Origin of the sequence: Photobacterium sp. GJ3 (assembly GCF_018199995.1) — a bacterium.
GTDB lineage: Bacteria > Pseudomonadota > Gammaproteobacteria > Enterobacterales > Vibrionaceae > Photobacterium.
In genome coordinates this window covers 2,422,731-2,439,102 of the sequence record NZ_CP073578.1, presented here as the reverse complement: position 1 = coordinate 2,439,102, position 16,372 = coordinate 2,422,731, and the positions used below count along the sequence as shown (strand labels likewise).

16 protein-coding genes are annotated in these 16,372 nt (G+C 52.8%); all 16 read left to right on the top strand.

Going from position 1 to position 16,372, the window contains the following annotated elements:
- The first annotated feature begins 9 nt into the window (after nucleotides 1-9).
- On the top strand, nucleotides 10-402 hold the full coding sequence (gene fliN / locus KDD30_RS11075; protein ID WP_211645928.1) for a flagellar motor switch protein FliN: 393 nt from the start codon (nucleotides 10-12) through the stop codon (nucleotides 400-402).
- Between the two features lie 4 nt (nucleotides 403-406).
- The gene (gene fliO / locus KDD30_RS11070) at nucleotides 407-793 is read left to right on the top strand and encodes a flagellar biosynthetic protein FliO (RefSeq protein ID WP_371826042.1); all 387 of its coding nucleotides are present in this window, start codon (nucleotides 407-409) and stop codon (nucleotides 791-793) included.
- Complete coding sequence (gene fliP / locus KDD30_RS11065) at nucleotides 793-1,647, top strand: flagellar type III secretion system pore protein FliP (protein ID WP_371826041.1); 855 nt, start codon at nucleotides 793-795, stop codon at nucleotides 1,645-1,647. The genes fliO and fliP overlap by 1 nt, the downstream gene beginning before the upstream one ends.
- Before the next feature lie 20 nt (nucleotides 1,648-1,667).
- A complete protein-coding gene (gene fliQ / locus KDD30_RS11060; RefSeq protein ID WP_211645927.1) occupies nucleotides 1,668-1,937 on the top strand; it encodes a flagellar biosynthesis protein FliQ in 270 nt (89 codons plus the stop codon).
- An 11-nt stretch (nucleotides 1,938-1,948) separates the two neighbouring features.
- Nucleotides 1,949-2,731: a flagellar biosynthetic protein FliR gene (fliR, locus tag KDD30_RS11055; RefSeq protein WP_211645926.1), complete on the top strand. Its 783-nt coding sequence runs from the start codon at nucleotides 1,949-1,951 to the stop codon at nucleotides 2,729-2,731.
- A gap of 27 nt (nucleotides 2,732-2,758) precedes the next feature.
- Nucleotides 2,759-3,889: a flagellar biosynthesis protein FlhB gene (gene flhB / locus KDD30_RS11050; RefSeq protein ID WP_211645925.1), complete on the top strand. Its 1,131-nt coding sequence runs from the start codon at nucleotides 2,759-2,761 to the stop codon at nucleotides 3,887-3,889.
- A gap of 133 nt (nucleotides 3,890-4,022) precedes the next feature.
- Nucleotides 4,023-6,119: a flagellar biosynthesis protein FlhA gene (flhA, locus tag KDD30_RS11045; protein WP_211645924.1), complete on the top strand. Its 2,097-nt coding sequence runs from the start codon at nucleotides 4,023-4,025 to the stop codon at nucleotides 6,117-6,119.
- A gap of 65 nt (nucleotides 6,120-6,184) precedes the next feature.
- Nucleotides 6,185-7,762, top strand: a complete 1,578-nt coding sequence (gene flhF / locus KDD30_RS11040; RefSeq protein ID WP_211645923.1) for a flagellar biosynthesis protein FlhF — start codon at nucleotides 6,185-6,187, stop codon at nucleotides 7,760-7,762.
- Nucleotides 7,755-8,645, top strand: a complete 891-nt coding sequence (locus KDD30_RS11035) for a MinD/ParA family protein (protein ID WP_211645922.1) — start codon at nucleotides 7,755-7,757, stop codon at nucleotides 8,643-8,645. The genes flhF and KDD30_RS11035 overlap by 8 nt, the downstream gene beginning before the upstream one ends.
- The gene (locus KDD30_RS11030) at nucleotides 8,638-9,363 is read left to right on the top strand and encodes an RNA polymerase sigma factor FliA (RefSeq protein ID WP_211645921.1); all 726 of its coding nucleotides are present in this window, start codon (nucleotides 8,638-8,640) and stop codon (nucleotides 9,361-9,363) included. Before KDD30_RS11035 ends, KDD30_RS11030 begins: the two co-directional genes overlap by 8 nt.
- A 57-nt stretch (nucleotides 9,364-9,420) precedes the next feature.
- Nucleotides 9,421-9,792, top strand: a complete 372-nt coding sequence (cheY, locus tag KDD30_RS11025) for a chemotaxis response regulator CheY (RefSeq protein ID WP_211649870.1) — start codon at nucleotides 9,421-9,423, stop codon at nucleotides 9,790-9,792.
- A gap of 35 nt (nucleotides 9,793-9,827) precedes the next feature.
- A complete protein-coding gene (locus KDD30_RS11020) occupies nucleotides 9,828-10,550 on the top strand; it encodes a protein phosphatase CheZ (protein ID WP_211645920.1) in 723 nt (240 codons plus the stop codon).
- A 9-nt stretch (nucleotides 10,551-10,559) separates the two neighbouring features.
- Nucleotides 10,560-12,764, top strand: coding sequence for a chemotaxis protein CheA (locus tag KDD30_RS11015; RefSeq protein ID WP_211645919.1), 2,205 nt, complete (start codon nucleotides 10,560-10,562; stop codon nucleotides 12,762-12,764).
- Between the two features lie 66 nt (nucleotides 12,765-12,830).
- The gene (locus KDD30_RS11010) at nucleotides 12,831-13,976 is read left to right on the top strand and encodes a chemotaxis response regulator protein-glutamate methylesterase (RefSeq protein WP_211645918.1); all 1,146 of its coding nucleotides are present in this window, start codon (nucleotides 12,831-12,833) and stop codon (nucleotides 13,974-13,976) included.
- A 9-nt stretch (nucleotides 13,977-13,985) separates the two neighbouring features.
- Nucleotides 13,986-14,765 carry a ParA family protein gene (locus KDD30_RS11005; protein ID WP_211645917.1) on the top strand — a complete coding sequence of 260 codons (780 nt, stop codon included), beginning with the start codon at nucleotides 13,986-13,988 and terminating at the stop codon, nucleotides 14,763-14,765.
- A complete protein-coding gene (locus KDD30_RS24870) occupies nucleotides 14,755-16,359 on the top strand; it encodes a chemotaxis protein CheW (protein ID WP_371826040.1) in 1,605 nt (534 codons plus the stop codon). Before KDD30_RS11005 ends, KDD30_RS24870 begins: the two co-directional genes overlap by 11 nt.
- The last annotated feature ends 13 nt before the right edge of the window (nucleotides 16,360-16,372 follow it).

Here is a 16,372-nt window from a genome sequence, read left to right as displayed (position 1 = left end):
AGGTGATTTATGTCAGATAAAGATCAACAAGTCGCTGACGACTGGGCAGCGGCACTGGCTGAGCAAACCAGTGACGATTCAATTGAAGCGGCGCCGCTGGAAGAATTGAAAGACGAGAGTAAACCGATTTCTGAAGATGAGCGTCGTCGTCTGGATTCCATCATGGATATTCCGGTGACGATTTCGATGGAAGTCGGCCGCACGAAAATCAGTATCCGGAACTTGCTGCAGCTGAACCAGGGTTCGGTGGTCGAGCTGGACCGTCTGGCAGGCGAATCGCTGGATGTGCTGGTCAACGGTACACTGATTGCGCACGGTGAAGTTGTCGTCGTGAACGATAAGTTCGGGATCCGTCTGACCGATGTGATCAGTCAGACGGAACGAATCAAGAAGCTGCGGTAACAGAATGATGGTCAAAAAAATCCACCTGACTTCGCTGCCACTTTTGTTCAGCCAGCCCGCACTGGCTGCTGCACCTGAAATTGATATGGGGGCCACATTTGGCTCTTTAATGCTGGTGCTGGTGCTGATTGTCTTTCTGGCCTGGTTATTGCGCCGGATGAAACTGCCCGGTGTCTCCGGTGGGGATCATGGCCTTCAGGTTGTCCGTCAGGTCGTGGTTGGGCAACGCGAGCGGATTGTGCTGGTTCAGGTGGGTGAAGAACAGGTGTTAATTGGCGTGACGCCACAGAATATCTCGATGCTGACCAAGCTGGACAAGCCTTTGCCACTGGAGACCCGTGCCGGTAACGGCGAGTTCGCGCAGCAACTCAGTAAACTGTTGAAAAAATAATGATGCACCGACTGAATTTCTTGCCATGGATTGCCGGATTGTTGTGCTTGCTGCTGTCCGGCGTGGCACTGGCTCAGAGTGAAGATGGCGGGCTGGGCAATGTTGCAGGCAGCAGTGTCACTGTGAGTGAAATGAAAAGTGACAAGGGAGCGGCGACGCTGCTGACCACGAAAGGTGGTGGCGGGATCCCGGCTTTCTCTGTTTCGGTAAACCCGGACGGCACAGAAGACTACTCCGTCACGCTGCAGATTCTGGCGCTGATGACAGCCCTGGGCTTCCTGCCTGCGATTGTGATTCTGATGACATCTTTTACCCGGATTGTGGTGGTGATGTCGATTTTGCGTCAGGCGCTGGGCCTTCAGCAAACCCCATCCAATCAGGTGATTATCGGGATCGCCTTATTCATGACCTTTTTCGTGATGTCTCCTGTACTGGATGAAATCAATACTCAGGCTGTTCAGCCCTATCTTAACGAAGAAATGACGGCACCGGAGGCATTGAGTGCGGCTCAGTTACCGCTGCGTCAGTTCATGCTGAAACAGACCCGGGTGAAGGATCTGGAGACGTTCGTCAACATGTCCGGTTCGGCGGCGACGGATCCGCAGGAGGTACCAATGACGGTGCTGATCCCGGCCTTTATTACATCAGAGCTGAAAACAGCGTTTCAGATTGGCTTTATGCTTTTCCTGCCGTTTCTGATTATTGATCTGGTGGTCGCGTCCGTGCTGATGGCCATGGGTATGATGATGCTGTCGCCTATGATTGTCTCGCTACCATTCAAGCTCATGCTGTTTGTGCTGGTGGATGGCTGGAACCTGATTCTGTCCACGCTGGCTGGCAGTTTCGGGACTTAATCACACAGGGAGAACGTGACATGACACCGGAATCCTTTGTCGAGATTTTTCAGGAAGCCCTGTATATGGTCTTGCTGATGGTCACTGTGATTGTCGTACCGGGCTTGTTGGTCGGTCTGGTGGTTGCCATTTTTCAGGCGGCCACTTCGATCAACGAACAAACACTGAGCTTCCTGCCTCGTCTGGTGATCACGCTGGTTGCGCTCATGGTATTTGGTCATATGATGACGCGGTTGCTGATGGATTACTTCTATCGCATCATTGAACAAATTCCTCAGATTCTTTACTGAGCCATCCAAGCATGCATTATCCTGCAGAGATCATCCTCGACTGGCTCGCCAACTATTTCTGGCCGATGACGCGTATCGGCGCCATGATGATGAGCATGACGTTTTTCGGCGCGCGTTTTGTGTCGATGCGCATTCGCTTATATCTCTCACTGGCCATCACGTTTGCGGTGATGCCCGCCCTGCCTGCGGTCCCGGACTCGATTGAACTGCTGTCTTTTCAGGGATTTCTGACCACAGCGCAGCAGGTGGTGATTGGTGTGGCGATGGGGTTGGTCACGCAGTTTGTGACGCAAACCTTTGTCTTGCTCGGACAAATTCTGGGGATGCAGTCCAGCCTGGGTTTTGCCTCCATGGTCGATCCGGCTAACGGGCAGAATACACCGGTACTGGGTCAGTTCTACATGATGCTGGCGATCATGCTTTTTCTGGCGACCGACGGACATCTTGAGATGCTGAATCTGGTCGTGATGAGCTTTACCACGCTTCCGGTGGGTTCGAGCATGCTGCAAAGTGTGGATTATCAGATGCTGGCCGGATGGTTCGGACTGATGTTTAAAGCCGGGCTGACGATGTCTCTGGCGGGCATTATCGCCCTGCTGACCGTGAACCTGTCTTTTGGTGTGATGACCCGGGCCGCGCCGCAGCTGAATATTTTCTCGCTGGGCTTTTCTTTTGCGCTATTGCTGGGGCTGTTTATCAGCTGGTATCTGCTGGTCGGCATTCTGGCGCATTATGAAGATCACTGGCAGTTGGGGACTGAGCAAATCTGCAGCCTGATTCGGCTGGATTGTTAACTTTTCAGGTCAACAGGATAAGGTCAGATGGCAGAGTCAGACGGTCAGGAAAGAACGGAACAGGCAACCCCCCGAAGGTTGCAGCAGGCGCGGGAAAAAGGTCAGGTACCGCGCTCAAGAGAACTGGCGTCTGTGGCGGTCCTGGTGGCAGGTGCCGTCAGCCTGATGTGGTTTGGTGAAATGCTGGCGATTGCCATGAGTGAAGTCATGCGCAAGCTGTTTTCTCTCAGTCGGGAAGAAGTGCTTGATTTCAACAAGTTACTCTCACTGACCGGTGATGCTATTTTGCATATCCTGTGGCCTTTGATGCTGGTCTTGGTGTTTCTCTTTGTTGCGGCTTTGATTGGCGCTTCAGCCCTGGGGGGAATCAGCATTTCCACGGAAGCAGCCCGCCCCAAGTTTTCCCGGATGAACCCGCTCAGTGGCCTGAAACGCATGGTGGGCAAACAAAGTGCCGTCGAACTGGTCAAATCAATTCTGAAAGTCGCGCTGGTTGCCGGGGTGGCTTACTTCCTGATGTATTCCAGTCTGGAAGATTTCTTTCAGCTGAGTATCGAAACCTATCCCGGGAATTACTTTCATGCGCTGGATATTCTGCTGCGTTTTGTGCTTCTGATTTGCTGTTCCTTGCTGGTGGTCGTGGCGATTGATGTGCCGTTTCAGATCTGGCAGCACAATGAGCAGCTCAAGATGACCAAGCAGGAAGTGAAGGACGAATATAAAGATGTAGAAGGGAAGCCGGAAGTCAAAGGCCGGATCCGGATGCTGCAACGGGAAATGGCACAGCGCCGGATGATGGCAGAAGTTCCGAAAGCGGACGTTGTGATTACCAACCCGGAGCATTTTTCCGTTGCGCTGCGCTATGACCCGAAACTGGACCGGGCACCGGTCGTGGTTGCCAAAGGGACCGATCATATGGCGATGAAGATCCGGGAAATCGCCAATGAGTACAAAATTGATATCGTGCCTGCGCCGCCGCTGGCCCGTTCGATTTACCACAGCACAGAGCTGGAACAGCAAATTCCGGATGGATTGTTTGCTGCGGTCGCACAGGTGCTGGCTTATGTTTTCCAGTTAAAACAATACCGTCGTGGCCATGGGAAGCGTCCAAAGCTATCGCCGGTTGCCATGGATATTCCACCGGAACTGCGCCACTGATTGGCATGGGCAGAAAGTTTTGGCTGCAGGTCAAAAAATTGACTTTCGAAGGCGGTATAAAATTTGCTTTATGCGAAGCTTAAGCGCGTTCAGTTCGTCTGACGTAACTCACTTTCCAACCCAGTAAGAATGCATGAAGCTGTCGATACCTTTTTCAGATAAATTGCCTCTCCATCGATTGCAGTCTCTACCGGCAATCGGGGCCCCGATCATGGTTCTGGCAACCTTGGCCATGGTGGTGTTACCCATGCCGCCGTTGCTGCTGGACATGGCGTTCTCCTTTAACATTGCGCTGGCGATGGTGGTGTTGCTGGTGACAGTGTATACCCGCCGTCCGCTGGACTTTGCCGCATTCCCAACGGTACTGCTGATTGCCACGTTGTTGCGGCTGGCACTGAACGTGGCTTCCACCCGGGTGGTGCTGCTGAATGGTCATGAAGGGCCTTCAGCAGCCGGTCAGGTGATTGATGCATTTGGCTCTGTGGTAATTGGCGGTAACTATGCCGTCGGTCTGGTGGTCTTCCTGATTCTGATGATCATCAACTTCATGGTTGTTACTAAAGGTGCAGGCCGGATTTCAGAAGTTAGTGCCCGCTTTACGCTGGATGCTTTACCCGGCAAACAAATGGCCATCGACGCCGATCTCAATGCAGGCCTGATTGATCAGGAGCAGGCGCGCACGCGGCGGAGTGAAGTCACCAAAGAAGCAGACTTCTATGGTTCGATGGATGGTGCATCTAAATTTGTGAAAGGGGATGCCATTGCCGGCATTCTGATCCTGTTTATCAATATCATTGGCGGTCTGGTGATTGGCATGGGCCAGCACGGTCTGACCTTCGGTGATGCGATTGAAATCTACAGCCTGCTGACCATTGGTGATGGTCTGGTTGCGCAGATTCCGTCACTGCTGCTGTCAATTGGCGCTGCCATGATGGTAACCCGTCAAAATACCGACGAGGACATGGGACAGCAAATGATGTTCCAGATGTTCAATAACCCGCAGGCGCTGATCATCACAGGCGGGATCCTCTTCGTGATGGGCATTGTCCCCGGGATGCCGCATATTCCTTTCCTGCTGCTGGCACTGATCATCGGCTGTCTTGCCTACTGGCGGGTGAAGAAGCAGCAACAGCAGAAAGCGCTGGCTGAAGCGGCACCACTGGAAGAAATCGACAGTAAGCCACCCAAGAAAGAGTTGTCCTGGGATGACGTCCAGCCAATGGATACTATCAGTCTGGAAGTGGGTTATCGCCTCATCCCCATGGTGGATAAAGAGCAGGGCGGGGAATTGCTGGAGCGGGTGAAAGGGGTGCGTAAGAAATTGTCGCAGGACTTTGGCTTCCTCATCCCACCGGTTCATATCCGCGATAATCTGGAATTGCCCCCCAACACTTACCGGATCAGCCTGATGGGCGTGAACAATGGCGAGTCCAATATTCATCCGGATATGGAACTGGCGATTAATCCGGGACAGGTTTTTGGCAGCCTGGAAGGGGAAAGAACGACAGACCCTGCGTTCGGGCTGGAAGCGATCTGGATTCTGGAATCTCAGCGTGAGCACGCGCAGGCGCTGGGATACACGGTGGTTGATGCTGCGACGGTGCTGGCAACCCACCTGAGCCAGATTCTGGTCAACAATGCTTCTCAGCTGCTGGGCCACGAAGAAGTGCAGAACCTGCTGGAAGTGCTGGGGCAACTGACCCCGAAACTGGTCGACGGATTTGTGCCGGATCAACTGCCATTGGGCGCTGTGGTGAAAGTCTTGCAAAACCTGCTGCATGAAGGTGTGCCGATTCGAGATATCCGAACCATTGTTCAGACTTTGTCCGAATATTCCGGGAAGAGTCAAGATCCTGACATTTTGACTGCGGCAGCCCGAATTGGTCTGAAGCGCCTGATTGTTCAGGAAATCAATGGTATAGAGCCAGAACTTCCGGTGATCACCCTTGTTCCAGAGTTGGAACAAATATTGCATAAGACTATGCAGTCAAGCGGAGGTGAATCCTCCGGCATTGAACCCGGGTTGGCTGAACGTCTGCAGCAGTCGCTGACGGAAGCCACCCACAAACAAGAATTAAAAGGTGAGCCTGCAGTCCTGCTGACCTCAGGGGTACTGCGAGGAACGCTGGCGAAATTTGTGAAGAACACCATCCCGACGCTGCGGGTGCTTTCATATCAGGAAATTCCGGATGAGAAGCAAATCCGTATCGTCAATGCAGTGGGTAACTAGGTGTCATCGGCCGACCGGGCTGTTCGTAACGCGCAGGTAATCCGTCACCGGATGGGAAGACAGAATTGAAAATAAAACGATTTTTTGCCAAGGACATGCGAACCGCACTGAGTGAAGTGAAGGAACAGCTCGGCGCAAATGCGGTGATCATGTCCAATAAAAAAGTGACCGGCGGGGTCGAAATCGTCGCAGCCGTGGATAACGATGCGCCGGAATCACCACCGCCGTCTCATCCTGCCCGTGATGCTTTGGCTGAACGCTTTGGTCAGGCCCGTCGCAAGCTTGCGGATGACAAAGTGCAGTTACAGCAGTCTGCCAACGGCGGTCGCTTTGCCAAAGTGCTGCAGAACTATTCGCAGGAACCGGAAACAGAAGTCGATTCTTTATCGGCGTTGCTTCAGCGACAGTCGAAGCATCAGCAGTCGCAATCCGGTGAGCGTCAAGGGTATGACTTTGCTGCGCGAAACGGTGCAGACAAGCAAGGCCATGAAGGCGACCGCCGTCAGGCGCAGCATCCATATGGTGCAGCGGGACGTCAGCCTCAGCGCAATGGTTATGATGGCTACCGTCAAAATACGGACGCAGAGAGCGAGAACCGGCCGGGCAGCCGCCTGGCCCAGTTACTCAATCAAAGTGCGGGCAGCAAACCTCAGCAGAACCGTCTTGATCCCAGTCGTTATGAATCGAATTCATCCCGCCGGGACGACGAACTGGACGCCATGCGGACAGAGATGGCCTCTATTCGCCGGTTGTTGGAGCACCAGCTGTCCGGGCTGATGTGGCAGGAAGTCGAGCGTCGTGAACCGATGCGCGCCATGATGATCAAACGTCTGGAAAAAATGGGGCTGTCTGCCGAACTGGCGGATCAGCTTGCTTGCTATATTCCTGAGGATGTCGCGCCCCATCAGGCCTGGTCATCCTTATTGCAATTATTATCTGATCAAATCATCACCACCGATGACTGTATCCTTGAAACGGGCGGTGTTGTCGCCCTGCTGGGCCCGACCGGGGTGGGGAAAACCACCACCATTGCCAAGCTGGCGGCCAGAGCCGCGATGGACTTCGGCCCGGATCAAATCGCCCTGGTGACCACGGATACCTACCGGATTGGTGCGCATGAACAATTGGCCACTTATGGTCGAATTCTGGGCTGTCCGGTCAGAGTCGCTAAAGATGCCGAAGAGCTTGCCGATATACTTCATCAGTTACGGCATCGCCGTCTGGTCCTGCTGGATACTGCAGGAATGGGGCAAAGGGATCTGCGTCTTCAGGAGCAGCTTGATACCCTGATGCAGAATAGTGGCTCACATATCCGTAGTTTTCTGGTACTCCCGGCAACCTCTCAGCGTCGGGTACTGCATGAAACCATTGAACATTTCCGTCGCATCCCGTTGTCGGGTTGTGTACTGACCAAGCTGGATGAAACGCTCAGCCTTGGTGAAGTGATCAGTGTGACACTGGAAAGTGCTTTACCGATTGCCTATCTGGCCGATGGACAGCGTGTCCCGGAAGATATCAAAGTCGCGACAGGCCGCTTTCTGGTGAATCGTGCCAATGAGCTGCTGGAAAATGATGTGGGCCAGCAGCCTCACTTCTGGAGCAGCGAGAGCGCAGAGAACCAGGGGGCGGATTTTTATGATTGAGAATACGATGCACGATCAAGCGAGCGGCCTGCGCCGCATGACAAAATTGGCTTCAACCAAAGTGATCACGGTCAGCGGCGGTAAAGGTGGTGTCGGAAAAACCAACATTACGCTGAATATGGCAATCGCAATGGGTCGCCAGGGAAAACGCGTCATGGTTCTGGATGCTGATCTGGGTCTGGCTAATGTGGATGTAATGCTGGGTCTGCGGGCGGGTCGCAATCTGTCTCATGTGCTGGCTGGTGTGTGCGATTTGCAGGACATCATTATTGAAGGTCCGTATGGCGTGAAGATTATTCCTGCGTCATCCGGGACACAGAACATGGCCGAGCTGAGCAGTGCGCAGCATGTTGGCCTGATCCGGGCATTTGCGACGCTCGAAGATGAAATTGACGTGCTGTTGGTCGATACTGCCGCCGGGATCTCAGATATGGTACTGAGTTTTGCCGGAGCTGCACAGGATGTACTAGTTGTAGTTTGTGATGAACCAACCTCAATAACTGACGCTTACGCACTCATCAAAATCCTGAACAGAGAGTATCATGTACAGCGGTTCAAGATTGTTGCCAACATGGTGCGCAGCTACCGCGAAGGGCGTGAACTCTTCGCCAAGCTTACCCGTGTGACAGAGCGTTTTTTGCAGGCCAATCTTGAACTGGTTGCCTGTATTCCTCTGGATGACCGGGTCCGGCAGTCAATAAAACGTCAGAAGGTGGTTGTGGAAGCATTTCCGCGGAGTCCGGCTGCACTGGCGCTGAGTACGCTTGCCAATAAAGCGCTGACCTGGCCTGTGCCAAACAATCCGGCCGGACATCTGGAGTTTTTCGTCGAGAAGTTACTCGTTAAACCAACAACACCTGAAGAGGTACCTCTGGGTGAATAAAGCACTAACATACGGCCGATATCAGGAATCACCCCATGCTTTTGTGGAGAGGTACTCGTCATTGGTGAAGCGGATTGCGCATCACCTGATGGCTCGGTTACCGCCCAGCGTACAGCTGGAAGACCTGATTCAGGCTGGCATGATTGGTTTGCTCGAAGCACAACAGAATTATGACCCCAGTAAAGGGGCCAGTTTTGAAACCTTTGCCGGTATTCGTATTCGAGGCGCCATGCTGGATGATATCCGGCGTGGCGACTGGGTTCCCCGTTCTGTCTATAAGAACAGCCGTCGTATTTCCGAGGCAATTTCCCAATTGGAGCATGGCTTGGGCCGTGATCCGAACGATCAGGAAATTGCTGAATATCTCGAAATGACACTGGAACAGTACCATCAGGCATTAAATGATGTTAATTGTGGTCGCCTAGTGGGTATGGATGACCTCGGTGTGTCTGAAGATGCGGTTGCGACCGAAGATTCAATGACAGAAAACATGCCTTTTCAAGATGTTGCGGATGGCAACTTTCGCCACGCACTTGCTGGCGCGATCCGCACTTTGCCAGAAAGGGAAGCACTGGTGTTGTCGTTGTATTACGACGAGGAACTTAACCTCAAAGAAATTGGTGCCGTTTTAGGTGTCAGTGAATCCCGTATTTGCCAGATTCACAGTCAGGCAATGCAACGTTTGCGGTCCAAACTCTCTGCTTGGACTGTTTCATAAACACACGATTTAGAAGAAAACACTGTGACCTCAGTGGAGGCAACTTTGAATAAAAATATGAAAATCCTCATTGTTGACGACTTTTCAACAATGCGTCGTATCGTCAAGAACTTGCTGCGTGACCTGGGCTTTAACAACACCCAAGAAGCAGATGATGGATTGACTGCGTTACCCATGTTGAAAAAAGGCGACTTTGACTTCGTGGTCACCGACTGGAACATGCCTGGCATGCAAGGGATCGACCTGCTGAAGCAAATCCGTGCTGATGCCAACCTGAAACATCTCCCTGTGTTGATGATTACTGCAGAAGCCAAGCGTGAGCAGATCATTGAAGCAGCACAGGCTGGTGTGAATGGCTACATCGTGAAGCCGTTTACAGCTGCAACCTTGAAAGAAAAACTGGATAAGATTTTCGAACGGATGCAGTGATGACGTCAGTCTGACGCGAATTAGGGTAGACACATATGATTTCACTTGAACAGGCGAGACAGTTGGTGAGCCTGCTGGAGGATAACCAGCAGGCAGAGGCCAATGAGCTGTTTCGAAGCCTGGTGTCGGATAGCAGGGATCCGATGTATCTCGAAGTGGGGAAACTCACCCGTCAGTTACATGATTCTCTTCAGAAATTCCGCCTGGATCCACGGATTGCCGATCTGGCAACGACGGATATCCCGGATGCACGGGGTCGACTGACCTATGTAATTGACAAAACAGAAGAAGCTGCCAATAAGACGATGGATGCTGTTGAAGGGACTCTGCCAATCGCAGATTTACTTCGGGAGCGCCTGTTACAAGTGAAACCAGAGTGGCAGCGTTTGATGAAAGGCGACATCGCGCTGGGAGAATTTAAACAACTTTGCCACGATATTGATGCGCTGCTGAATCAGATTGAAGGTGACAGTGAACAACTGCACCATCATCTGACTGAAATTCTGATGGCTCAAGACTTTCAGGATCTGACCGGTCAGGTGATTCGTCGGGTGATTGAGCTGGTGCATGAAGTGGAACATCAACTGGTTGAAATTCTGAAAGCTGCCGGAATCGAACAGAGTGAAAGCACAGTCGTTGCGAATCAAAAAGAGAAAACACTCTCTCCGGAAGGGCCAATCATCAACAGTGCCGGGCGTACTGATGTGATGAACACGCAGGATGATGTTGATGATTTGCTATCAAGCCTTGGATTTTAGGGGAAGCTTATGAGCTTTGATTTAGACGAAGACATCCTGCAGGACTTTTTAATCGAAGCCGGGGAAATTCTCGAGTTACTCTCTGAACAGCTGGTCGACCTTGAACGCCGCCCGGATGATACCGATCTGCTGAATGCTATTTTCCGTGGTTTTCATACCGTAAAAGGTGGCGCCGGATTTTTGGCGGTCACGCCACTTGTCGATGCCTGCCATGGCGCAGAAAATATTTTCGACTTGCTGCGAACGGGTAAGCGTACCGTCACATCTGATCTGATGGATGTGATTCTGCAGGCACTGGATACCATCAATACGATGTTTGTGCAGCTTCAGGACAGGGATCCGATTGATCCTGCCGAGCAGACGCTGCTGGATGCACTGCATTATTACAGCCAGCCACCGGGCGCGGAAGAACTGGCTGCGGCCATGGCTGAACTGGAACCTGTTCAGGAGCCTGTTCAGGTCCCTGAGCCCGTTGCACCGGTGACGTCTGCGCCTTCTGATCCTGCACAGTCTGCGATTGCCGGTGGTTCGGTGGATGAAATTACCCAGGACGAATTTGAACGTTTGCTGGATGAACTGCATGGCAGTGGATCGGGTCCGACGGGACAGCCAACTGAAACGAAAGCAGCAACGCAGCCCGTGTCGACTGAAATCGACAGCGGTGATATTACCGATGACGAATTTGAGCGTCTGCTGGATGAGTTGCACGGTGTCGGTCAGGCACCAGGTAAAGAAGAGCAAGCAGCTGCAATGGCTTCTCCTGCGATGGCAGCTCCTGCAGCCCAGACCCCGGCATCTGCTGGGGAAGAAGACAGCGCCTTAATGACAGACGATGAATTCGAACGTCTGCTGGATGATTTACATGGTGCCGGAAAAGGGCCATCCGATGAAGAGCTGGCAATGGCAACCAAGCCAGCTTCAGCGCTAGCACCGAAAGCGACAGCATCTCAGGCTCAGCCGGTGACACCACCGCCTGCTGCGGAAAAAACTCAGCCCGTCGCTGAACGCAAAGCAACGGGTCTGAAAGAGAAGGGGAAGCCGCAGGCTGAAGCAACCGTTCGGGTGGATACCTCAACGCTGGACACCATCATGAACATGGTGGGCGAACTGGTTCTGGTCAGAAACCGCCTGATCAGTTTGGGCCAGAACAGCAACGACGAAGAAATGTCGAAAGCGGTGGCAAACCTGGATGTGGTCACAGCTGATCTCCAGGGCGCGGTGATGAAAACCCGCATGCAACCGATTAAGAAAGTCTTCGGACGATTCCCGCGCGTTGTTCGCGATCTGGCACGGAGTCTGAAGAAAGAAATCGTGCTTGAAATGCGTGGCGAAGAAACGGATCTCGACAAGAATCTGGTTGAAGCGCTGGCGGATCCACTGGTCCACCTGGTGCGTAACTCGGTCGATCACGGGATCGAAATGCCGGATGTTCGTGAAAAAGCCGGCAAGTCGCGGATTGGTACGGTGCTGCTTTCAGCGGCTCAGGAAGGGGATCATATCCTGCTCACCATCGAAGATGATGGGGGCGGTATGGATCCGGACCGTTTGCGTCAGATCGCGGTAGATCGCGGCGTGATGGATGCTGATGCTGCGGCGCGTTTGTCTGATAACGAATGTTATAACCTGATCTTTGCACCGGGCTTCTCGACCAAGAAAGAAATTTCAGACATTTCCGGTCGTGGTGTTGGAATGGACGTTGTAAAAACAGCGATCAGCCAGCTCAATGGGTCGATTCATATCGATTCTGAACTGGGTAAAGGCACGCGAATTGACATTAAAGTCCCACTGACGCTGGCGATTCTGCCAACGCTGATGGTGGGGGTGGGCGAACAGCCATTTGCCTTGCCGCTGGCAAGCGTGAATGAAATCTTCCACCTGGATTTAGGGAAGACCAACGTCGTTGACGGGCAATTAACGATTATTGTGCGTGATAAAGCGATTCCGCTGTTCTACTTACAGGACTGGTTGTCTGGTCACCATATTGCAAAACGTGATCGTCAATTGGGTCATGTGGTGATCGTTCAGATTGGTCATCAGCGAATGGGCTTTGTGGTAGATACCCTGATTGGCCAGGAAGAGGTGGTGATTAAACCGCTGGATGAACTGCTGCAAGGTACGCCGGGTATGGCAGGGGCTACGATTACCAGTGATGGTCATATTGCCCTGATTCTGGATGTGCCGAACTTACTGAAACATTACGCAGGCCGTCGATAATAACAACCGTCAGGGGTTTCGGCCCCTGTACGCATTCAGGCCTGATTGCTTACGGAATATAAAAACATGGCTGTAAAAGTTTTGGTGGTGGACGATTCCAGTTTTTTCCGCCGCCGGGTGAGTGAAATAATTAATGCGGATCCGCGTCTTGAAGTGATTGGCGATGCAGTGAATGGTAAAGACGCTGTAGAAAAAGTGCGGACACTGAAACCTGATGTCATCACCATGGATATCGAAATGCCGGTGATGGATGGCATCACGGCCGTTCGTGAAATTATGAAGGTGAATCCGACACCGATCCTGATGTTTTCGTCACTGACGCATGAGGGCGCCAGAGCAACGCTGGATGCGCTTGATGCCGGGGCACTTGATTTTCTGCCCAAGAAATTTGAAGACATCGCCCGAAATAAAGATGAGGCGGTGGCTTTACTGCAAAAACGTGTCGGTGAACTGGGGCGCAAACGTCTGTTTATGCGTGCGCCAGCCCGTCCGGCCAGCACGCCTGTGGCGACTGCCAGCCGTCCGCTGAGTACGGCTGCGTCAACCCGGACGCAGGCCAGTACGGCGACCCCTGCACCAACACGACCTGCACCGGTCCGTTCATCGGTGTCAGCCCGGTTTAAATCATCGGGGAAAACCTATCAGCTGATGGCCATTGGCACATCGACCGGTGGGCCGGTCGCGTTGCAAAAGATTCTGACTCAGTTGCCGGCAAATTTCCCTTATCCGATTGTACTGGTCCAGCATATGCCAGCGACTTTTACGGCTGCGTTTGCCGCACGTCTGAATAATCTTTGTAAAATCAGCGTGAAAGAAGCGGAAGATGGCGATGTTTTGCGTCCGGGGACGGCCTATCTGGCACCGGGCGGAAAGCAAATGATGGTAGAAGGTCGCCCCGGGAACAGCCGTTTGCGTATCATCGATGGCGGTGATCGCATGAATTATAAGCCCTGCGTGGATGTGACTTTCGGGTCGGCGGCAAAGGTTTTCCATGACAAAGTCTTGTCGATGATTCTGACGGGCATGGGAGCTGATGGTCGCGATGGTTCCCGCATGCTTAAATCTGCCGGATCAACCATCTGGGCGCAGGATGAAGAAAGCTGCGTGGTTTACGGAATGCCGCAGGCAGTGGCCAAAGCGGGGATTTCCTCTGAGGATTTACCCTTGGATCGGATTGCAGAACGCATTCTGATCGAGGTTGGCTTAGCCTAAGGAGCGGTCGTGGTAGTCTGGAGTATCGCCAACCAGAAGGGTGGTGTGGGTAAAACCACAACAACGGTGAGTCTGGCTGGCCTGTTAAGTGAGCGCAATAAACGCGTATTGCTGGTGGATACGGACCCGCATTCATCGCTGACCACTTATTTTAATTTCGATGCTGATCGTCTGGATGCCAGTCTGTTTGATTTATTCCAGTTATCGACCATCAATCGCGATACCGTGAAGCCGTTATTGCTGGAAACCCGTTATAAAAATATCCATTTGCTGCCAGCGCATATGTCGCTGGCGACCTTGGATCGCGTGATGGGCACGCGCAGTGGGATGGGTCTGATTCTGAAAAAGGCACTGCACTGTCTCAGCGAAGAATATGATTATGTGCTGATCGATTGTCCGCCGATTCTTGGCGTGATGATGGTGAATGCACTGGCGGCCAGTGAGCGCATCCTGATTCCGGTTCAGACGGAGTTTCTGGCGATGAAAGGTCTGGAGCGCATGATGCGGACATTGCAAATCATGCAAAAATCCCGGCCGACTGAATTTAAAGTGACTATCGTGCCGACCATGTACGATAAGCGAACCCGTGCGTCGCTGGAGACGCTGCAAGAGCTGAAAGTGCGGTACCCCAATCAGGTTTGGGCATCAGCCGTTCCGATTGATACTAAATTCCGGGATGCCAGTATCAAACATATGCCGCCGTCGTTATATGCCCGGGGATCGCGGGGTGTTTATGCCTATAAAACCTTACTGAATTATCTGGAGCGGCTTCGTCAAGATGAGCGATAACTTTAAGCTGTCCAGCGAACAGGCACTCGATGATTATTTTTTCGGGCTGCTGGATGATTCCCAGCAGCCTGAAGACGTCTTGGCGGCAGACGAACAGGCAGAGCAAAATGTCGCAGCGCTGACGGAGACACTTGTCCCGGAGCCCGAGTCAGAACCAGAACTGATTCCAGAACTGATACCAGAACTGATTCCAGAACTGATACCAGAACTGATACCAGAACTGATTCCAGAATTGGCCCCGGACCTGAACTTAGTCCCGGTATCGGAAGCAAACCAGGAATCGATTTCGGAATCGATTTCGGAACCGTCACTTGATGCATCCGTCTTGCGTGGAGATGCACTGGAAAGTCCGCCCGTCAGCAGCCATCAGCCATTTGATTTCAATCAGCTGGATGAATCTGCTCATGATGATGAGCGGTATGATTTTGATGGCGGGCCGCCGTCACTGCGGGCGATGGCGACACCGGTGCCGCAATCTCAATCGGTGTTGACGACCAGCCAGCCGGAGGAACCTGAACTCCGGGTACCGGAAGTCCGGTTCACTGCCCCGCGCAGCAAATCGGATATGGCGCAGTTGCAGCGGCTGCTGGATCAGATGTCGGCGATGCAGGATCAGGTGGTTTCTGAAAGTGAAGCTTGTGTGGCAGAGCTGCATCAACTGGCGGCTTTGTCTGAGGAAACAGAAGCGTCAGTCGAAACGGGACTCGATGCACCGGGCTGGTTTGAGGATCAGGGATCAGAAGGCGATCGCGTTCAGGAGGATGCGGTGTACAGTCTGCCTCTGGCTGAAACCGCAGTTCTGGATATTTCAGAACCGCAGCTTGCCCCGTTTGCAGAACCGGAAGATGACTTTCGCCTGATGCAGCATTTGCCGCAGATTGCTGCAGCGCCTGAGATGCCCGAGCCGGAGGAGAGCACTTCAACAGCGCTGGAACCTGTCCAGGAACTTGTTCAGGAACCTATTCAGGATATTGCGGAAGCACCGGTTCTGGAAACGAGCTCTCAGCCTGAGATGGAAATTCTTGCCTCTGCGCCGGATGACGACATGCTTAAAGGTGCGGTGCCGGAGACGACGGTTGCTGAATCGAACCAAACGGTGTCGGCTGAACCACCGCCGCCATCCTGGGTGTTACCGGCATCCAGCGAGCTCTCTGAGTTTCAGGCATTATTTTTTGCCGTCAACGGGGTGACCTTTGCCGTGCCGCTCACGGAACTGGGCGGGATTCATCAGTTAGGGGAATTAAGCCACCTGATTGGGCGCCCGGATTGGTATCTTGGCTTGCAGTCCGAGCAGAAGCGTCAACTGGATGTTGTTGATACAGCCCGGTGGGTCATGCCTGAATCGATTCACAGCGATGATCACAGAGAAAACTATCGCTACGTGGTTATGCTGGGTGAAAGTAAATGGGGACTGGCCTGTGATCAACTTCACGGAACAGAAACCCTGACAAAACAGAATGTTCGCTGGCGGGAGAAGGCAGGTAAACGGCCTTGGCTGGCGGGTATGGTGAAAGAGAAAATGTGTGCTTTAATTCATGTCAACGAACTCATTTCCATGCTGAAAGCGGGTTTAGATGTGAACAGTATTGTGTGACGATGGCCGGAGA